The sequence below is a fragment of the Mycolicibacterium canariasense genome (genome assembly GCF_002101555.1).
GTDB lineage: Bacteria > Actinomycetota > Actinomycetes > Mycobacteriales > Mycobacteriaceae > Mycobacterium > Mycobacterium canariasense.
Window position 1 is genome coordinate 106593 of record NZ_LQOL01000042.1, and the last position, 20263, is coordinate 126855.

The window sequence follows — 20263 nt, forward strand, 5'->3', positions numbered from 1 at the left end:
TCCAGGGTATGCAATGCCCCGTCCGGTTCCCCACTCAGGACAGCAACTCGCCGCGCCGCTGCTCCTCCCACAGCGCCATCCTGGTCCTGGCCGGCTCGCCGATCGCGTCCATCACCAACGGCACCAACAGTTCGGTCAGCAGGAAACCGGCCGCCATGCTCTGGTAGGTCGTCCCCACCGTGCTGGACGCCGCCAGCACCACCTCGGCATCCGGGGCGACCGGACAGGCCAGGTCGTCGGTGATCAACAGCACGGTGGCACCGGCCCGGTGCACGCGGCCCGCTAGCTCGGCGGCGCTGCGCTGGTAGCGGTGGTAATCGAACAACACCAGCACATCGGAGCGGTTCAGCTCCAGCAGCGCCCCGAGGTCGGCACCGGTCGGATCGGCCAGTACCCGCAGCCCGGGGCGCAGCTGTTCCAGATGGGCGGCCAGATGCACCGCCAACAGGTGCGAGAACCGTCCGCCGTGCAGGTAGATGGTCCGGTTGGTGTCGGCGAGCAGCGCGACGGCCGCCTCCAGCGCGGCGGCGGGCAGTTGCGCCAGCGTCTCGGCGGCCCTGTCGTTCTGGGCCCGGCCCTGCTGCAACAGCCGGTCCAGCGCGCTGCCGGCCGGCGGCGCGTCGGGCAGCCGGGTGATCGGGCCGCTGGAGCGGGCCGACAGCTCGGCCCGCAGCGCCACCTGCAGGTCGGCGAAACCGTCGTAACCGAGCGACTGCGCGAACCGCAATACGGTCGGCGGGCTCACCTCGGCGCGCTGCGCCAACCGGGCGGCGCTGGCCAGCCCCGCACTCGGATAGTCGGCCAGCAGCGCGCGCCCGACGCGCCGTTCGGCCTTGCTCAACGTCGATAACGCGGCATTGGTCCGCTCCGCAACGGATTCGGGGTGCTGCGCGTCGGCCACGGATGTCAATCTGCCATGACGGGCAACGTCGTCATCGTCAGGTCCCGCAGCGAGATCGCGGTGACGCTCTCCGGCGGCAACGGCTGCCAGTCCAGATCACCGAACCCGGTGGACCCGACGACCAGGGCACCGCTGCCGGTGCGGGCCCAGCGCAACCCGAAATAGTCCTCCAGATGTTCGGTGGGCAGATCGGCGGCGGTGATCTCGGCCACGTCCTCGACCGACAGGCGGCTGTGGGCGTTGGCATGCACCGCGATGAGTTGGCCTTCCCCGAGGATCAGGGCGTTGAGGCTGGCGTCGGGGTAGGGCGTGCGCAGCCGGGCCACCGCGGCACGCACGGCGGCCGCAAGATCGGGCGCGTGCCGTCGATACGCCCGGATGACGGCGAAGTAGCGTTCGCTGTCGGTGGTGCCTCCCAGTGTCCTGGCGAGGTCGGGTTCCAGCAGCGCGTCGAGCGCGTCGGTCGGTTTGATGGACCCGTTGTGCGCCATGGCCAGGCCGTCGGCCAGGAACGGGTGCGAGTTCTCCGGTTGCACCGCGAGTCCGCTTGTGGCCCAGCGCAGATGGACCAGCGTGGCGAGGGATCGCCAGTCGCGCATGACGGCCGCGAAATCGGGATCGTCGATCGCGCTGTCGGCGCTGACGTGCACGCGGGGATCGTCACCGTCGGTGGCCGCGACACCCCACCCGTCGCCGTGCACCTTGGTGAGCGCCACGAAATCCTTCAGGACGTGAGCGCCCACCGCGCCCTCCACCGTGATCGGTTCGGTGGACACCACACCGAGCAGTCGGCACACCGCGGCCCCCTCTCCTCGGCTCGCACCGAAAATTTTACGAATATTTCTCGGATGGACGCATCTTAAAGACTCTGAAACATTTATGACATAGCGTTCCCCTGGAATCACCTGGAGGAGGTCGTCATGCCCGCCATGCCCGAGGTCAGCGAGCAACTGCGCACCGGTCTGCGTGCCGAGGGCGTCGAACTGGTGGCCGGCTCACTGACCGACCTGGCCGGGGTCACCCGCGCCAAGTACGTGCCGCTGCGCCGCCTCGACTCCTTCGTGGCGTCCGGGATGGGGGTGTCGCCGTCGTGGAGCGTCTTCTGCGTGGACAGCGGGATCGCCTTCACCCCGACCATCGGGGTGGTCGGGGACCAGCGGCTGCGCATCGACCCGGCCGACCTGCATTCCATCGATGACGGCATCGCCTGGGCCCCGGCCAGTCTGGGCGACCAGGACGGTACCGCGGCACCGCTGTGCGCGCGGTCGTTGTTGCGCGGCGCAGAACAGGCGCTGGCCCGACGTGGCTTGACCGCCCTGGTGGGCGCCGAACTGGAATGCACCATGCTGGCACCGGACGGCGGTCACGCCACGGCCGAGCCCTGGTCGCCGTACGGCATCCGGACCTCACTGGACCGTGCGGCGTTCCTGGCCGATCTGACCGTCGCCGCGCAACGGTCCGGCCTGAGCATCGAACAACTGCACACCGAGTACGGCCACGACCAGCTCGAGGTGTCACTGGCACCGGACACACCGGTGGCGGCCGCCGACGCCGTCATCCTGGCCCGAATCGTCATCGGGCGCACCGCCGCCCGACACGGGTTGAAGATCTCGTTCTCCCCCGTGCCGTTCTTCGGCGAAGCGGGCAACGGTGCACACCTGCACCTTTCCCTGGCCGACGCACAGGGACCGTTGTTCTCCGGCGGGGACGGACCGCACGGCATGCGCACCGACGGCGCCGCCGCGATCGCCGGCGTGTTGGACACCTTGCCGGATCTGCTTGCCGTGTACGCCGGTTCGGTGCTGTCGGCGACCCGGCTCAAGCCCGGCAACTGGGCCGGGGCTGCGCGCTGCTGGGGACTGGAGAACCGTGAGGCGGCCGTGCGCTTCGTCGCCGCCACCGCCGGAAACCCGCACGGCGCCAACGTCGAACTGAAGATCATCGATCCCAGCGCCAACCCGTACCTGGCGACCCTGGGCTTCCTGGGCAGTGCGCTGCGCGGCATCGAGCGCGGCCTGGCGTTGCCGGCGGAGGTCACCGACAATCCGGCGGGTATCGCCGAGCCGCTGCCCGCCGACCAGGCACACGTGCTGGACACCTTCGAATCTTCCTCCACCGCAGCAGAACTGCTCACCTCGGCGGTGGTCGAAGGCGTGCTCGCGGTGCGCCGCTACGAACTGACCACCTACGGCACCCGCCCGCCGGCCGACACCATCGCGGCGTTGCGGCTGGCCTGGAGCTGTTGACCCCCACCGAAAGGTACCTCGATGAGCACAGAAACCACACCCGAGCACGATCAACTGACCCGGCGCCGGCTGCCCTTCTGGGTGGCGCTCGCCCTGTCGGTCGCGACCGTCGGCCCGACACTGGCCATGTCCGGCAACGGCCAGGGCCTGATCGCCACCGTGGGCAAGGCGCTGCCCCTGGTGTTCGTCATCGGCCTGGTGGGCGTGGCCCTGGTGGGGTACAGCTTCGTCCGGCTGACCCGCCACCTCAACCACGCCGGGTCGGCCTATGCCCTGGTGGGCGGCACCGTCGGCCCCCGCACCGGGTTCTTCTCCGGCTTCGCGATGCTGGGCGCCTACGTCGGGTTCTCCATCGGAACCCTGGCGCTGACAGCCGCATTCACCAACGCATTCATCGCCCAGCTGCAGGCCGGCTCCGACCATCCCTACCAACTGCCGTGGCTGGTCCCCGTGGTGATCGGCGCCGCCATCTCGTTCTTGTTGGCCGGCCGGGACGTGCGGTTGCTGGCCAAGATCCTGCTGGGCATCGAAGGCATCGGCATTCTCGCCATGGTCATCCTGGTGATCGTGATCTTCGCCCGCGGCGGGGCGCCGTCGACGGGCATGGATTTCAGCGTGTTCTCCTTCTCCGGCGGGGTGTCCCCGTCGGCGGTGCTCTCCGGTGTGGTGGCGGCGTTCCTGTCCTGGGCCGGGTTCGAGGCGTGCGCGTCGATGGGCGAGGAAACCGACAACCCGGGCCGCAACATCCCGCGCGCGCTGGGCGGCACCCTCGTGCTCACCGGTGTGCTGTTCGTCGTGGTGATGTTCGCCCAGGTCATCGGATTCGGTACCGACGAGGCCGGATTGGCGGCCTTCCAGGGCTCCGGGAACACCCTGGGCGACCTGGGCAGCACCTACATCGGCCAGTGGTTCAGCCTGCTGATCATCTTCACCGCGACGGTGGCCGCGTTCGGGTGCCACATGGCCACCGCCGCCACCTCTGGCCGGATGCTCTACGCCTTCGGCCGCGACGGATTCGGCCCGCGGTCGCTGGCACATATCCACCCGTCCACCGGAGGACCGCGCCGGGCCACCTGGCTGGTGATCGGGCTGGCGCTGGTGGTGGATGTCATCTGCGGGCTGGCCGGCTGGCCGGACATGGGCACCGGAAACCCGGCGATCGACACCTACTTCCTGTTCGCCGTCGCTGGGTCGGTGTGCCTGATGGTGTGCTACCTGCTGGTCGAGATCGCCGCCGCCTGGTTCGTCGGCGCACCGAAATTCGTTGCGGTGCATGGCGGCCACGGCAAGGTGGCCGGGCTGGTGCTGCCCCTGCTGGGCGCCGTGGTGATCGCGGTGGTGCTGTGGTTCAACGTCAAGGACGCCCAAACCTGGACCGCCGCGCCACTTCTGGGCCTGTACTGGTGCCTGGTCGGGTTGGCCATCGCACTGGCCGCCTCGGGTATCGCCAAGCGCGTCGGTGAATCGCTGACCGCCGAACTACAACTGCCCGGCGCGCCGTGACGGCGGGTAGCGTCGACGCCGAGGAGGTGGCCCGCCATGCCGGGTGGTGAGACGCTCGACGTGTTCGACGGGGTGGACGTGCCGGACGGGCTGGCCGATCATCTGCGCACCGTCGCGTTGATCGACCATCACGTGCACGGGGTGTTCGACCAGCCGGTCGACCGCGCCGGTTTCGAGCAGTCGATCAACGAAGGGTCCAACGACCCGATTCCCGACTTCATGACCCAATTCGATTCTCCGCTCGGCCTTTCCATCCGCCGCTGGTGCGCCCCGTTACTGGGGCTGGACGCCTTCGCCGATGCCGACACGTATTGGAAACGCCGGGCCGAACTGAGCCCGGCCGAGCTGGCCGAACTGCTGCTGCCGGCCGCGGGCGTCGAACGCTGGGTGGTGGACACCGGTTTCAAGGGCGATCTGATCACCACACCGCAGCGACTGACGGAGCTGAGCGGGCGACCGTCGTCGTCGATCCTACGGCTGGAACGGCTCGCCGAGGAACTCCTCGAGGACGGCACCGCCGCGCACGATTTCCCGGCGGCGTTCCGTGCGCACCTGGTCGCCGCGGTCGACGACCCGGATACCGTGGGCACCAAGACCATCGCGGCCTACCGCACCGGCTTCGACATCGACTGGTCGCGGCCCACGGATACCCAGGTGATCGAGCATGCCCGCGAACTGGCCGCACGCGGGGCACTGCGCCTGGACAGCCCCGTGCTGATCGCCTTCGGCGTGCACGAGGCCGCCGAGCACGGCTTGCCGATCCAGGTGCACGTCGGCTTCGGCGACCGTGACCTGGACCTGCACCGCACCGATCCGCTGCTGTTGTTGCCGCTGCTGCGCACCATGGCACCGGTCCCGGTGCTGTTGCTGCACTGCTACCCGTTCCACCGACAGGCCGGGTATCTGGCGCAGGCCTTCGATCACGTGAATTTCGATGTGGGCCTGGCAATCAACTACCTGGGAGTGCGGTCCACCGGGCTGGTGGCCGAGGCAATGGAGACGGCCCCGTTCGCCAAACAACTGTTCTCCTCGGATGCGTTCGGCCCGCCCGAACTGCACGTGCTGGGCTCGGTGCTGTGGCGCCGCGCGATGGGCATCGAGCTGGGCACCTGGATCCGGCACGGCGATTGCACGGTGCCCGACGCCATCCGGATCGTCGACATGATCGGCGTGCACAACGCCACCCGGGTGTACGGGCTTTGAACCAGTCACGGGCACCGCTGCTGGATGCGTTGCGCGCCTTCGTCGAACGTGAGCAGGCGCCGTTCTACAGTCCGGGGCACAAGGGTGGCCGCTCGCTGGATCCGTGGCTGCGGACGCATATCGCCGAGGTGGATCTGAACAACCTGCCCGACCTGGACACGCTGCACTGCCCCGAGGGCCCGATCGCCGACGCCGAGCGGCTGATCGCACAGGCCTGGGGCGCCGGGCAGAGTTTCGTCATGGTGCAGGGTTCCACCGGCGGGAACATCGCCGTGGCCCTGAGCGCGCTACGGCCCGGCGAACCCGTTCTGGTGCAACGCAATGCGCACAAGTCGGTGCTGGCCGGGCTGGTGCAGTCCGGGGCCAGGCCGGTGTGGCTGGAACCGCAGTGGGACGCCCGCTTCGGCGTCGCCCATGGATTGGGTGTCACCGCCGTCGAACGGGCCCTTCGGGACACCGGCGCCACGGCACTATGGCTGTTGCACCCCACCTACTACGGGACCACCGCCGATATCGCGGCGCTCTCCGATCTGTGCCGCGGCCACGGGGCCCGGCTTCTGGTGGACGGCGCGCACTCGCCGCACTTCGCCTTCCACGACGACCTCCCTCCGGCCGCCGAGCGGGCCGGGGCGGCCGCGACGGTGCAGTCGGTGCACAAGATCCTGTCCGGTCTGAGCCAGGCCGCGGTGCTGCACATCGACCCGGCGCAGCTGGACCCGGCGACGGTGCGGCGGGCGCTGCAACTGGTGCAGACCACTAGCCCGCATTTCGCCATCATGGCGTCCATCGACACGGCGCGCCGCCAGATGGCCTGCACGGGTACCGAACTGCTGACCGCGACCCTGCGGCGGGCTCGGACGGCGGCCGCGCGGATCGGATCGATCCCCGGGCTGCGGGTGTTGCGCCCGTCCGACGCCACCGGCCCGGGAACCGGTTTCTGCCAGCTTGACGAGACCAAGCTGCTGGTCGGCACCGCTGGCCTGGCCGCCGACGCCAGGGATGTGCTGGCCCGGCTGAACCGCCTGCACGGGGTGCAACCCGAACTCAGCGGGCCCGGCCACATCCTGTGCATCACGACGATCGGCAACACCGATCACGATATGGACCGCCTGGTCGACGGATTCGCCGAGGCATCAGCGCATTTCGGCACGCGTGCCGACGAGGGCGCCGATGCCGGGCTGGTCACCGACCTGCTCGCGCTGCGCGCCGACCCGGTGCTGACCCCGCGTGAGGCGTTCTTCGCCGCCGACGAGGCGGTCGGGCTGACCGCGGCCACCGGCCGGGTTTCCGCCGAGGCCATCACGCCGTACCCGCCGGGAATACCGTTGGTGATGCCGGGCGAGCGCCTGTCCGCAGACGTGGTGGCCCTGCTGCGGGCCCTGGCCGCGGCGGGCACCCCCATCAGCGCATCGGATCCGTCACTGCAGCACGTCTTGGTGGTGCGCTGAAGCGGCTCAGGTCGTGATGACCCCGCGGTAGCGGGCGTGGCCCTGTTCCATCGCGGCATACGCCTCGGCGGCCCGCTCCAGCGGATACTCCTGGATTTGCGCCCGAACATCGTGCAGGACAGCGAAATTCATGGTGTCCTCGACATCGGCGGCCGTTCCCGACGGATGACCTGCCACCGTGAGCGCCGGGGTGATCAGATCCAGCGGGCTGATGGGCAGCGGATCTGCCGACACCCCGATGACGACCAGCTCACCGCGCGGGTTGAGCCCGCCGACCGTCTGGCCGATCGCGGTCGAGTTGGCGGCGGTGGCCAGTACCACCGCGACACCGCCGAGCGCGCGCAGCGCCTCGCTGACATCGCCGGCGGTGGAGTCGACGTAATGGTGGGCACCGAACCGTCGGGCGTCCTCGGCCTTGTCGGCACCGCGCGCGACGGCGACGGTCTCGAACCCCATGGCACGCGCGAACTGGACGCCGAGATGCCCCAGCCCACCGACACCGAGCACCGCGACGCGGTCGCCGGCGACGGCGTGCGTCGAACGCAGCGCGTGGTAGACGGTGACGCCGGCGCAACTCATCGGGGCGGCATCGACGAAGGACAGCCCGTCGGGGATCCTGGCCAGCGCGGTGGCCGGCGCGGTGACCGATTGCGCGTACCCGCCCGGGTACTGCCAGCTGGGCACCTGACCGTTCTCGCAGTGGATGAACTGACCCTTGCGGCACTGCCCGCAATGGTTGCAATTGCCGCCGAACCAGCCGACCGCCACCCGATCACCGACAGCGAACCCTTCGACACCCGACCCGATTTCGGCAATGGTGCCGGCGATCTCGTGGCCGGGGGTCAACGGCCAGGTCATGCCGGGGAAGTGTCCGGCGACGAACTCCCGGTCGGTGCCGCACACGCCGCAGGCCGCCACCGCGATGCGCACATGCCCGGCCGGCGGCGGCGACGTCTCGACATCGACGAGTTCGAGCGCGGCCTGGGCGGAGGCGACGTGCACGGCGCGATGAGTGCTCATGAGCGCCAGATTATCCGCATTTCGCCGCCGCCAACCGGCGAAGCGAATCATCCAATCGGGGCACCGCCAGCTGGCCGGCGTTGACCGACTTCTCCAGGTGGTCCAGCACCGCAGGCACCTCACCGGTGGTCACCCACAACGCGATGTCGGCGCCGGCCTGCAGCGCCCGCAGCACCGCCTCGGCCACGCCGTAACGCGCGTTGATGGCCGCCATGCTGGACAGGTCGTCGGTGTACACCACGCCGTTGAACCCCGGTCCGCCGTACCCGCCGGAGCGCAGCAGGCCGTAGGCGGCGCCACTGAGGCTGGCCGGGTCGGTGCCGGTCAGCCCCGGGACCTGCAGGTGTCCGACCATGACGGCGACACCGGGTTCGGTGGTGAGCGTCCGGTACGGCACCAGGTCGTCGGCCTTCAGCGCGTCCAGCGGCGGGGTGGTGACCGCGCCGGTGTGCGAATCGCCCGAGCCGTGGCCGTGCCCGGGGAAATGCTTGAGCACCGGCGTGACGCCGCCGTCGCGCAACCCGCGGGCGTAGGCGCCGGCGTATTCGGTCACCTTGGCCGGGTCCGAACCGAAGGACCGATCCCCGATCACCTCGTCGTCGGCTTCCTCGGTGACGTCGACGACGGGGGCGAAGTCGACGGTGATGCCGAGCCCACGCAACGCCTGACCGCGTTGCAGCGCAATCTGATACACCTCGTCGGGTGTCTTGGTCTGGGCCAGCACCCGCGGCGAGGGCTGCGCTCCGATCAGGTCCGCCAGCCGCGACACCCGGCCGCCCTCCTCGTCGACGCTGACCCCCAACGGCAGCGCGGACGCGGCGTCGGTGATGCCCTTGAGGTCACCGAAGATCGCCTTGTCGGTCCAGCTGCCGATGAAGATGCCGCCGACGTGGTAATCGGTCACCACGGCCTTGGCGTCGGCGGCGTCGGTGACGCCGACCATGAGCAGCTGGGCCAGTTTCTCGCGCAGCGGGATGGCGGTGACGTCGCCGCACAGCGGCAGCGCCTCGGCCGGAGCCGGCGCCAGCGGGGCGCTGGTCGATGCCGGGGTGACGCTGCTGGTCACCGGCGACGCGGCGGGTTCGGCGTGGGAGCAGCCCAGCAACAGTCCGGACAGCGCTGTCAGGGCACCCAGGGTGCGGGACATCGGCATGCCAAGTGACCTTAGTCGGCGCACAGCATCGGCCGGGGAACACCCGAAGGCCGGTGTTCGGCGCGACGCCGGAACACCCATTCCGGACTCATCACGCTCATATTGTCCCGTGCTAGGTTGACGGCATGGATCGGTTCGTCGTGCCCGCCGCGGCCAGCATCGTCGTCGGCCTTTTGCTGGGTGCGGCCGCGATCTTCGGTGTGACGCTGATGATCCAGCAGGACACCAAGCCGCCGGTGCAGTCGGGTGACCCGGCGTCATCCGTGCTCAACCGCGTTGAATACGGCGACCGGGCCTAACCCCGGGGCAACCGCCTCGGAATCCGACCCCGTCGCCGCGCTCGCATCGGAAACCGACCCCGTCGCTGCGCTCGCCCCGCTGTCCCGCCGCTGGTTGTGGCTGGTCGGCCTCCTCTCGCTGATCCTGTGCCTCGCGCAGTCCCCGGGCCGCGTCTCGCCCGACACCAAACTGGATCTCACCGCCAACCCGCTGCGGTTTCTGGCCCGCGCGGCCAACCTGTGGAACAGCGACCTGCCGTTCGGCCAGGCGCAGAACCAGGCGTACGGCTATCTGTTCCCGCACGGGGCCTTCTTCCTGCTCGGTGACCTGATCGGGCTGCCTGGCTGGGTGACCCAGCGGCTGTGGTGGGCGTTGCTGCTGACGGCCGGGTTCTGGGGCCTGCTGCGGGTGGCCGAGGCGCTGCGGATCGGGAATCCGACGTCCCGGATCATCGCGGCGACGGCGTTCGCCCTGTCCCCGCGGGTGCTGACCACCCTGGGCGCCATCTCGTCGGAGACGCTGCCGATGATGCTGGCGCCCTGGGTGCTGCTGCCGGTGATCCTGGTGATGCGCGGCGACCCCAGGGTCCGGACGTTGGCCGCCCGTTCCGCGGTGGCCGTCGCCCTGATGGGCGCCGTGAACGCCGTGGCCACCCTGACCGGTTGCCTGGCAGCGGTCATCTGGTGGGCCGCACACCGGCCGAACCGGCAGTGGTGGCGGTTCACCGCGTGGTGGGCGGTCTGTACGGTGCTGGCCGTTACCTGGTGGGCGGTGGCGCTGGTACTGCTGGGCCGGATCAGCCCGCCGTTCCTGGACTACATCGAATCCTCGGGCGTCACCACCAGCTGGCTGTCGCTGACCGAGGTGTTGCGGGGCACCGACAGCTGGACACCGTTCGTGGCCACCACGGCGACCGCCGGCTCCTCCCTGGTGACCGGTTCGGTGGCGGTGCTGGCCACCACCCTCGTCGCGGCCGCCGGGCTGGCCGGGCTGGCGATGCGCACCATGCCGGCCCGCGGCCGGCTCATCACCATCCTGCTGATCGGGATCGTCGCGCTGGCGGCGGGCTACTCCGGCGGGCTGGGTTCGCCGATCGCCCACCAGGTGCAGCTGTTCCTGGATGCCGCCGGCACCCCGCTGCGCAACGTGCACAAGCTCGAACCCTTGATCCGGCTGCCGCTGACGCTGGGGCTGGCGCATCTGCTGGGCCGGGTTCCGCTGCCGGGCAGCGCGCCCCGCGCGGTGTGGCTCCCGGTGTGGACGCACCCGGAGAAGGATCGGCGCGTGGCGGTGGCCATCGTCGTGCTGGCCGCGTTGGCCGCGGGGTCGTCGCTGGCGTGGACCGGCCGGCTCACCCCGCCCGGCAGCTTCAGCGCGATTCCGCAGTACTGGCACGACACGGCCCGCTGGCTCGACGAGCACAACACCGACCGGGGCCGGGTGCTGGTGGCGCCCGGCGCCCCGTTCGCCACCCAGACCTGGGGCAACACCCACGACGAACCGCTGCAGGTCCTCGGCGACAGCCCATGGGGGGTACGGGATTCCATTCCGCTCACCCCGCCGGAGACCATCCGCGCGCTGGATTCGGTGCAGCGCCTGTTCGCGGCCGGCCGGCCGTCCGCCGGGCTCGCCGACACCCTTGCCCAGCAAGGCATTTCCTATCTGGTGGTGCGCAACGACCTGGATCCCGAGACGTCCCGGTCGGCGCGGCCACTGCTGGTGCACCGTGCCGTGGACCACTCCCCCGGCCTGACGAAGGTGGCCTCCTTCGGGGAGCCTGTCGGGGCCGGCCTGCTGGAGGGATTCGTCGCCGACAGCGGGTTGCGACCCCGGTATCCGGCGGTGGAGATCTACCGCGTGCGCAACGCCGTCACCGGACCGTATCTGGTGGACGCCGACGCGATGGCCCGTGTGGACGGCGGCCCGGAAGCGTTGTTGCGCCTCAACGAACGGCGCCGACTGCTGGGCAGAGAGCCGCTGGGCCCGATGTTGCTGGCGGCCGACGCCGAACGTGCCGGACTGCCTGCCCCGCTGGTCACCGTCACCGACACCCCGTTGGCTCGCGAGACCGACTACGGCCGGGTGGACAACCACTCGTCGGCCGTGCGTACCCCCGATGATCTGCGGCACACCTTCAACCGGGTGATGGACTATCCCGCCGGCACCGATCCGGTCTACGGCCGATGGTCCGGCGGCCGGATCACCGCGTCCAGTTCGGCAGCGGATTCCACCGCACTGCCCAATGTCTCGCCGTCGACCGGCCCGGCCGCCGCGATCGACGGGGACTCGTCGACCAGCTGGGTCTCCAACGCGTTGCAGACCGCGGTGGGGCAGTGGCTGCAGGTCGACTTCGACCACCCGATCACCAACGCCTCACTCACCATCACCCCGAGCGCCACGGCCGTCGGGGCCCAGGTGCGCAGGATCGAGGTGTCGACCGCCAACGGCACCACCACCTTGCGGTTCGACCAGCCGGGCAAGCCGCTGTCGGTGGCGCTGCCCTACGGCGAGACGCCGTGGATGCGCATCACCGCGGTCGGCACCAACGACGGCTCTCCCGGCGTCCAGTTCGGCATCACCGACTTCACGGTCACCCAGTACGACGCCTCCGGTTTCGCCCATCCGGTCAATCTGCGCCACACCGTCGAGGTACCCGGCCCGCCCGCGGGATCGGAAGTGGCGCAATGGGATCTCGGCACGGAATTGCAGGGACAGCCCGGATGCGCGACGGCGCCGGACGGGGTGCGGTGCGCCGCGGCGATGGCGCTGGCCCCCGAGGAGCCGGTGAACCTGAGCCGCACGTTGGCCGTGCCCGCGGCCATGTCGGTCACCCCGACCGTCTGGGTCCGGGCCCGTCAGGGCCCGCGCCTGGCGGACCTGATCGCGATGCCCGACACCGCGCGTGCCACCGGTGACGCCGACCCGATCGACGTGCTCGGTTCGGCGTACGCCGCCGCCGACGGTGATCCGCACACGGCGTGGACCGCACCGCAGAACGTGGTGCAGTTCAAGACGGCCCCCAGCCTCACGGTCAAACTGCCCAGACCCGCGGAGGTGGCGGCGCTGATGCTGGCGCCGAGCAGCTCGGAGCTGCCCGCGCATCCGACCATGGTGGCCATCGATCTCGGCGACGGCCCGCAGGTACGCCCGCTGACCGGCACCAAGACCCAGACCGTCGACCTCAAACCGCGGGTGACCGACACCATCACCGTGTCCATCCTGGACTGGCGTGACGTGATCGACCGCAACGCACTGGGTTTCGACCAGCTCAAGCCGCCAGGGCTGGCGGAGGTGACGGCGCTGGACCGGGCCCACCGGCCCGTCGCCGCCGCCGACGGCGCGGCCAACCGCACGCGCGCCATCACGTTGCCCTGCGGGCAGGGGCCGATCATCGGGGTGGCCGGCCAGTTCGTGCAGACCTCGATCACCACCACCGTCGGCGCACTGCTCGACGGTGCGCCGATCGCCGCCAGCCCCTGCCAGAACCGGCCGATCGCGCTGCCCGCCGGGCAGCAGGAACTGCTGATCAGTCCGGGGCCGTCGTTCTTCGTCGACGGGATCGCGCTGTCGGCACCGGCATCACGCGAATTGCATTCCGCTCCAATGGATCCGGTTCACCGCGGGCAGTGGGGACCGGACCGTCGGGAGGTCGACGTCACGGCGTCCGGCCAGGATCGGATCCTGGTGGTGCCCGAGAGCCGCAACCCGGGCTGGGTGGCCCATACCGCCGGCGGTGCCGCACTGCGGCCGGTCACCGTCAACGGCTGGCAGCAGGGGTGGGTGGTCCCGGCGGACACGTCGGGTCCGATCACCCTGACCTTCCCCTCGAACGCGGCCTACCGCGTCGGGCTGTTCGGTGGGTTGGCCCTGCTGCCGATCCTGGCGCTGCTTGCGCTGCTGCCGATCCGGCGTCCACGCGCCGGTGAGCCCGTGCGCACCTGGAAGCCGCGGCCGGTCCTGCTGGGGGTCCTGGCCTTGGCGGCCGGCGCGGTGATCAGCGGGGTGGCCGGCGCGGTGGTGGTCGCGGCGGCGCTCGGCGCGCGGCATCTGCTGCGGCACCGGCCCCGACCGCTGGAGACGGTCACCGTCGGCACCTGCGCCGCGGGCCTGATCCTGGCCGGGGCGGCGCTGTCGCGGTATCCGTGGCGGTCGGTGGACGGTTATGTCGGCCATTCCCCGTGGGTGCAACTGCCGGCACTGACCGCGGTGGCCATGCTCGCCGCGTCGACGGTGGTCTATGCGTCGAGCACCAGACGCGGTGAGAGCGAACGTGATACGCAGGTGAGCATCGAGGACTGACGTTCGTCGTCGGTCAGCCGGTTGTCCCGGTGGTCGGGCGCGCCGGCCAGCACCCCGATCTTGCAGGTACCGCAGAAACCCTGTCGGCACGAGTACGCGATGTCGGGTCGGACCCGGGTCAGCGCCTGCAGCAGCGTCTCGTCGGCCGCGACGGAGACCACCTCACCGGTGCCGGCCAACTCGACCTCGAACGGGCTGCCGTCGACAACCGGAGGTGCGCTGAAACGCTCGAAATACAGTGCGCTGGAATCGGTTCGGCCGAACCCGTGGCGCACGGTCTCGATCATCGGCGGGGGCCCGCACACGTACACCGCACCGGCCCGGGGCGCGTGGCGCAGCAGGTCGTCGGCCGTGGGGATGCCGTGCTCGTCGTCGAGGCGGATGGTGACCCGGGCCGGATCCCACTGCCACATCTCGTCGAGGAACGGGATGGTGTCGGCGCTGCGGCCGCAGTACACGAAATGCCAGTCCAGACCCAACCGCTGGGCGGCCCGCACCATCGGCAGGATCGGCGTGATGCCGATGCCACCGGCCAGGTAGAGCACGCGCGGATGCGGGATGAACGGAAAGCCGTTGCGCGGCCCGCGCACCGTGACGGTGTCCCCTTCGGCCAGCGCGTGCATCTCCAGCGAACCCCCACCGCCGGTGGGGATCTTGCGTACCGCGATGCGGTAACGGGACCGGTCCTGCGGGTCACCGCACAGCGAGTACTGCCGTCGCCGGCCGGACGGCAGGTGCAGATCGAGGTGCGAACCCGGCTGCCAGGCCGGCAACGGCCCGCCACCGGGATCGGCGAAAGTCAGTGCCACCACGTCGTTGTCGCTGGCGACCACGACACGGTCGGTGAGCACCAACGTCATCGGGTCGTCGGGGCTGCGCACCGCGCGGTGATCGGTGTAACCCTTGCGGGTCACCGGACGCAGCCAGAACTTGTCCAGCACCGTGGCCACCACATTGATGGCCCGGTCGTCGATGGGCGCGCCGACCGGCGGGACGTGTTTCACTGCGCGGCGGGCCGGGTGGCCGGCGAGGACGCCAGATAGGCCACCGCCTGCGCGGTGTCGCCGACGTCGCCGGGGTGATACCAGGGCGAGAAGTACTGCAGGGCGCGCAGCACCAGGTGCCGGATGGGCGGCGTCACGCCGCGACGGGCGGACCGGAACAGGTTGCGCCACACCACCTTCCGCTGCCGACGTGACATCGTGACATTCGGGTCGACGCGCATCAGATAGCGGATGCCCTGCCAGATCAGGTACAGCAGGACCGGGGCGACGACCACCTGGGCGCGCGCCCGGCGGACGTAGCTGCCGTCGAAGTAGTGCAGCACGTCATGCGAGACCATGCGGTGCTCGACCTCCTCGGCCCCGTGCCAGCGCAGCAGGTCGAGCACCACCGGGTGGACGGTGGTGTCGTTGAGCCGATCCGCGTTGAGCACCCAGTCGCCGAGGAAGGCGAAGATGTGCTCCAGCGCGGCGATCACCGCCAGCCGCTCGACCAGGTAGTTGTGCGCTTCCTCCCCCGTCGTCTGGCGCGGACCGAGCAGGTGGCCGAACACCCAGTTGGCGCGGTCGAGCATCGGTGCGGGGTCGATACCGTGCCGGGTCAGGTACTCGTTGAGCCCGACGTGGGCGTTGGCGTGCATGGACTCCTGGCCCATGAAGCCGATGACGTCCTCACGCAGCTTCTCGTCCTGGATGTGCGGCAGCGCCTCTTTCAGGACGGTGATGAACCACTCCTCGCCGGCCGGCAGCAGCAGGCTCAGGCCGTTGTAGAGGTGCGTGGCGACGGGATATCCGTAGACGTAATGCGCCGGGACGTCGGTCAGGTCGAACTGCACGGGACGGGCATGCAAGGCGATGGCGGTGCCGTCCGGGGTGTCGGTATCCAACAGCTCCATCGGCGTAACGGTACCCGCGGTACCGGATAAAGTCGATCCCGGCCCGTCACCGCGCGATGGCGGGCTCGGGGTCTTCGGTGACCGAACTGTCCAGCGGGGGCGGCGCCGGCCCCCTGCGGTACTCCCAGCGGCGCAGCGCGTTGCGGCACGGCGATTCGACCAGGGCGTAGCTGACCGCCGCGATCGCGAAGCCGAAGATCAGCGTGAGCACCAGCACCGTGGGCATGTGCCCGTTGAACGGGAACTGCCCGATGATCGGGAAGACCATGGCCAGGGCCGCTAGGTGCCAGACGAACAGCCCGTAGGACCAGCGGCCCAGCGTCACCATGGGCCGGCTGCCCAGTAGCCGGTGCGGTGTCTCGGGCCGGTCCAGCACCAGCGGCGCCAGCAGGGCGCCGGCGACCACCGCGCCCATCGTCACCTTCACCACGAACTGGCCCACGGTGCCCGGCGTCAGGCCTTCCGGACCGGCCAGCGGCGACGCGGCGACGACGAACGCGATGCCCGCCACCGCGGCCATCACCACGCGGTTGCGGGCCAGCCGGTGCGGCAGGCCCACCGGGCTGACGGTCAACTCGGCCAGCAGCATGCCGGCAGCGAACCAGGAGAAGAAGGCCGGCGGCCAGTTCAGCGGGTTCACGCCGGCCGGCGGGTGCAGCGGCAGCAGCCCCCACGCCAGACTCGCGAGGGCCACCGCGGCGATGGCCGGGATCCGTGCCCGCACCGGCAGCCGGCGGGCCAGCAGCGCCAGCAGCGGCAGCGCCAGGTAGAAACTGACCTCCACCGACAGGCTCCACATCTGGGTGAGCCCGGCGGTCAGCGTCAGCGGGACGTAGATCTGGGTGAGCGTGAGGTTGGCCAGCCACACGGTGAAGTTGGCATCGGCATCCGGCAGCAGGGTGAGCACCACCACGACGGCCACCAGATAGCCGGGCATGATGCGCACCAGCCGCGACCGCAGATAGTGCCCGGTCGGGGGGCGTTGACGCAGGCCACGGGCGGCGGCCGCGTGACCACGCCACAGTAGGAAGCCGGACAGCGCGAAGAACACCGCCACCGCCAGGTCGAATCGGCCCAACAGCCGGCCGCCGACACCGCCGGTGTGCCCGGTCTGGAACGCCACATGGGTGACGACGACGCCGATGGCCGCGCAGGCCCGCATCCCCTCGACCGCGGGCAGGAAACTACGCGTCCCGCCGATCTCGGAAGTGCCCATGGCCAACAGTCTGCCGGTCGAGCGGGATACCGCGCACCGACCGGGTAGTCACAGAGGTGGAGTTGTCCTGAACATCCCCCTTACGGTGTGCTGTTAGGGTCAAGTCCGACCGAAGGGAGCACGGGTTGAACCGCGCAGTGGCCCTGCGAATTGCAGCGTGCGGACTGATGGGGCTCGGCGCTGCCCTGCTCATCGCCGCGTTGCTGTTGTCGACGTACACCAAGGGCAAGATCGCCAAGATTCCGCTGGATCTCGAAGCCGACCTGATCAGCGAGGGCACCGGGACCGCTCTGGACCCGGCGTCGCTGGCCCAGCCGGAACATTTCGTCATCAACAAGAACGTTCCGGTGGCGTTGCAGCAGCAGCTCAGCGTGGAGGCCCCGGCGAACGCCGATGTGGTCACCCTGCAGGTCGGCACCTCGCTGCGGCGCACCGACAAGCAGCAGGACAAGGGTCTGCTGCTGGCCATGGTGGACACCGTGACACTGAACCGGACCACGGCCGAGGCGGTCTCCAGTGACACCAACCCCGGCGGCGCCGTGCAGAAGCCGCGCACCATCGAGGAGCAGAACCCGCCGACCAACATCGCGCTGCCGCACGAGGGGCTGGCCTACCGCTTCCCGTTCGACACCGAGAAGAAGACCTACCCGTACTTCGACCCGATCGCGCAGAAGGCCTTCGACGCCAACTACGACGGCGAAGAGGACATCAACGGGCTGACCGCCTACCGGTTCACCCAGAACGTGGGCTATGACGCCGACGGCAAGCTCGCCGAGCCGATCAAGTACGCGTCGCTGTACGACAACGACATCGACAGCACCGTGACCGCTCTCGCGCAGCAGTGGGGCGTGCCGTCCGAGGATCCCTACGCGCCCATCACCATGACCCGCTACTACGCCGCCCAGCGGACGTTCTGGGTCGACCCGGTGACCGGCACCATCGTCAAGTCCAAAGAGCACGCCTTTCACTACTACTCACGCGACGCCCTCAAACCGGAGGTGACGTTCGCCGACTACACCGTGACCTCCACCGAGGCGACGGTGGAGAACCAGGTCTCCGCCGCGCGCGACGAGGCCGACAACCTGGCCTTGTGGAGTCGGATCCTGCCGATCACGTTCGCCGGCCTGGGCTTGGTGATGCTGGTGGGTGGCGTGCTGCTCGGGTCGTTCGGGTTGCGGGCCGAGTCCGCCCTGATCGATCCCGGCCTGGACGGATCGGATCGCGGGTTCTTCAGCCGCCGTGACGACGAATCCGGTCCGATGCCGGCCGCCGAGGCGCAAACCGAGAAGATCCCCACCCGGCGACCGACCGACCTGCCGCCGGACCGACCGGTCTGAAAGCCCGGCATGCGGTAGTGCCGGCGTACGCGCTGGCGCTGGCCCTGCTCGTCACCGGTCCGCTGCTGGGACCGGGTTATCTGCTGCTGCGCGACGCGGTGTCCACCCCGCGGTCGTATCTGTCCGATGCCGCGCTCGGTTTGTCCGAGGCCGCCCCGCGCGCGCTGCCGCAGGACTTCCTGGTCGCCGTCGTGTCGACCGTGATCGATGGCGGGGTGCTGGTCAAGGTCCTGCTGGTGGCCGGGCTGTGGCTGGCCGGCTGGGGTGCGGCCCGCCTGGTGGCGGTGCTGCTGCCGGCGACCGGGGTGGCCGGTCAGGGCGTGGCGGTGACGCTGGCGATCTGGAATCCCTATGTCGCCGAACGCTTGTTGCAGGGGCACTGGAGCCTGCTGGTCGGGTACGGCTGCCTGCCCTGGGTGGCGTCGGCGGCCCTGCGGAAGAGTTGGCCCGCGCTGGTGTTCTGGCTGGCCCTGGCGGGCCTGACCCCGACGGGGCTGATGCTGGCGGCGGTGGTGGCGCTGGTGTGCGCGCGGGGATGGCGCTCGGTGGGGGTGACGCTGGCCGCGTCGGCGGGTGCCGCGCTGCCGTGGCTGACGGCGTCGGTGGTGGCCGGGTCGCTGTCGGGCTCGGCCAGTGGCGGGGTTCGGGCGTTCGCCGCGCGCGCCGAGCCCGGGTTGGGGACGCTGGGCAGCTTGGCCGGTCTCGGCGGAATCTGGAACGGGCAGGCGATGCCCGGTTCGCGGACAACGCTTTTCGCCGTGGTGGCGACGGTCGTACTGGTTGCGGTGGTCGCGGTCGGGCTTCCGGTGGTGCTGCGGGTCCGGGCGGCCCGACCACTGCTGGTGCTGGCCGTGGTCGCGGTGGTGCTGCCGGCGCTGGCGGCGACCGGGCCCGGTCTGGCGTTGCTCGAGACGGTGATCCGGGCGGTCCCCGGGTTGGGGGTGCTGCGCGACGGCCAGAAGTGGGTGGCACTGGCGTTGCCCGGTTACGTGCTGGCGGGGGCGGGGGTGGCCAGGTACGGCCGCGCGGTGGCCGTGGTGTGCGCCGCCGCGCTGATCGGCGTGCTGCCCGACCTGGGGTGGGGGGTGGCGGGGCAGCTGCGGGCGGTGCACTATCCGCCGGGCTGGTCCGCGGTAGCCCGGCTGATCAACGCCGATCCCCGTCCGGTCGCGGTGCTACCGGCCGACAGCATGCGGCAGTTCGGGTGGGCCGGTCCCGCGCCGGTGCTCGATCCCTTGCCGCGCTGGGTCTCCGCCGACGTGCTGTCCAGCGGTGACCTGCTGATCGGCGGGCGGACCGTGCCCGGGGAGGGCACCCGCGGCCGGGCGATTACCGCGCTGCTGGCCGGCGGCGCGTCGCGGGAGCGGCTGGCCGCGGCCGGTGTCGGCTGGGTGGTGGTCGAATCCGGATCGCCGGCTTTGAATCTGCCGGTCGCCTACCGCGACGGCGATATCACGCTGTACCGGGTGGGCGGCACCGCGCCTGTCGCGTCCGGGCGCGGGCTGTTGATCGGCGCGCACCTGGCCTGGTTGGGGCTGCTGGTGGGGGCCGGGGTGGTGGCAGTGTCTGCGCTCGTGCGGCGATCGCAGGCGCCTGACGATTCCAGAACGTGACATCGCCGGCGATATCACGTTTCGGTCGACGGTGTCCCGATGGCCGCTCCCGGACTGCGGGGTTGTGGTGACCCGAAACGCCTCTCGCGGAGCCATCACGGCGGCCGGGATAGTTTCAGTCCGCGCGCAGCGTTTGCACAGTTTAAGG

The 20263-nt window shown here is 70.5% G+C and carries 15 protein-coding genes; 8 read left to right on the forward strand and 7 right to left on the reverse strand.

Features of this window, described 5'->3' with window-relative positions; all coding sequences use genetic code 11:
• Positions 1–34: 34 nt before the first annotated feature.
• Positions 35–901, reverse strand: coding sequence for a MurR/RpiR family transcriptional regulator (locus tag AWB94_RS09815; RefSeq protein WP_062660305.1), 867 nt, complete (start codon positions 899–901; stop codon positions 35–37).
• A gap of 5 nt (positions 902–906) precedes the next feature.
• Positions 907–1698 (reverse strand): class II glutamine amidotransferase, encoded by a 792-nt coding sequence (locus AWB94_RS09820; protein ID WP_062660306.1) that lies wholly within the window; start codon positions 1696–1698, stop codon positions 907–909.
• A gap of 123 nt (positions 1699–1821) precedes the next feature.
• Between AWB94_RS09820 and AWB94_RS09825 the strand changes: the two genes are divergently transcribed.
• Genes AWB94_RS09825 through AWB94_RS09840 form a run of 4 tightly spaced genes read left to right on the forward strand, consistent with a single transcriptional unit; the run spans position 1822 to position 7301 of the window.
• Positions 1822–3147, forward strand: a complete 1326-nt coding sequence (locus tag AWB94_RS09825; protein WP_234811679.1) for a type I glutamate--ammonia ligase — start codon at positions 1822–1824, stop codon at positions 3145–3147.
• A 21-nt stretch (positions 3148–3168) separates the two neighbouring features.
• On the forward strand, positions 3169–4650 hold the full coding sequence (locus AWB94_RS09830) for an APC family permease (RefSeq protein WP_062660307.1): 1482 nt from the start codon (positions 3169–3171) through the stop codon (positions 4648–4650).
• Positions 4651–4686: 36 nt separating this feature from the next.
• Positions 4687–5853 (forward strand): amidohydrolase family protein, encoded by a 1167-nt coding sequence (locus AWB94_RS09835; RefSeq protein WP_062660308.1) that lies wholly within the window; start codon positions 4687–4689, stop codon positions 5851–5853.
• Positions 5850–7301 carry an aminotransferase class I/II-fold pyridoxal phosphate-dependent enzyme gene (locus AWB94_RS09840; protein WP_062660309.1) on the forward strand — a complete coding sequence of 484 codons (1452 nt, stop codon included), beginning with the start codon at positions 5850–5852 and terminating at the stop codon, positions 7299–7301. The genes AWB94_RS09835 and AWB94_RS09840 overlap by 4 nt, the downstream gene beginning before the upstream one ends.
• Positions 7302–7307: 6 nt before the next feature.
• Here the strand turns inward: AWB94_RS09840 and AWB94_RS09845 are convergent, their stop codons facing one another.
• A complete protein-coding gene (locus AWB94_RS09845; RefSeq protein ID WP_062660310.1) occupies positions 7308–8321 on the reverse strand; it encodes an alcohol dehydrogenase catalytic domain-containing protein in 1014 nt (337 codons plus the stop codon).
• Between the two features lie 10 nt (positions 8322–8331).
• A complete protein-coding gene (locus tag AWB94_RS09850; RefSeq protein ID WP_062660311.1) occupies positions 8332–9474 on the reverse strand; it encodes a glycoside hydrolase family 3 N-terminal domain-containing protein in 1143 nt (380 codons plus the stop codon).
• A gap of 125 nt (positions 9475–9599) precedes the next feature.
• On the opposite strand from AWB94_RS09850, the gene AWB94_RS09855 reads away from it, so the two are divergent.
• Positions 9600–9773, forward strand: coding sequence for a DUF2613 domain-containing protein (locus AWB94_RS09855; RefSeq protein ID WP_064961435.1), 174 nt, complete (start codon positions 9600–9602; stop codon positions 9771–9773).
• A gap of 79 nt (positions 9774–9852) precedes the next feature.
• A complete protein-coding gene (locus AWB94_RS09860) occupies positions 9853–14052 on the forward strand; it encodes an alpha-(1->3)-arabinofuranosyltransferase (RefSeq protein WP_201029649.1) in 4200 nt (1399 codons plus the stop codon).
• Here the strand turns inward: AWB94_RS09860 and AWB94_RS09865 are convergent.
• The 3 genes from AWB94_RS09865 to AWB94_RS09875 are packed head-to-tail and all read right to left on the reverse strand — an operon-like array spanning position 13989 to position 17165.
• A complete protein-coding gene (locus tag AWB94_RS09865) occupies positions 13989–15056 on the reverse strand; it encodes a PDR/VanB family oxidoreductase (RefSeq protein ID WP_051562063.1) in 1068 nt (355 codons plus the stop codon). The two genes, AWB94_RS09860 and AWB94_RS09865, sit on opposite strands and share 64 nt — an antisense overlap.
• Positions 15053–15949, reverse strand: coding sequence for a metal-dependent hydrolase (locus AWB94_RS09870; protein WP_024450308.1), 897 nt, complete (start codon positions 15947–15949; stop codon positions 15053–15055). Before AWB94_RS09870 ends, AWB94_RS09865 begins: the two co-directional genes overlap by 4 nt.
• 46 nt (positions 15950–15995) lie before the next feature.
• Positions 15996–17165, reverse strand: coding sequence for an acyltransferase family protein (locus AWB94_RS09875; RefSeq protein ID WP_062660312.1), 1170 nt, complete (start codon positions 17163–17165; stop codon positions 15996–15998).
• Positions 17166–17290: 125 nt separating this feature from the next.
• On the opposite strand from AWB94_RS09875, the gene pgfA reads away from it, so the two are divergent.
• The gene (gene pgfA / locus AWB94_RS09880) at positions 17291–18502 is read left to right on the forward strand and encodes a cell envelope lipid trafficking protein PgfA (RefSeq protein WP_024450310.1); all 1212 of its coding nucleotides are present in this window, start codon (positions 17291–17293) and stop codon (positions 18500–18502) included.
• Positions 18503–18519: 17 nt separating this feature from the next.
• Positions 18520–20115, forward strand: a complete 1596-nt coding sequence (locus AWB94_RS09885) for an MmpA family trehalose lipid delivery protein (RefSeq protein ID WP_201029646.1) — start codon at positions 18520–18522, stop codon at positions 20113–20115.
• Positions 20116–20263: the final 148 nt, after the last annotated feature.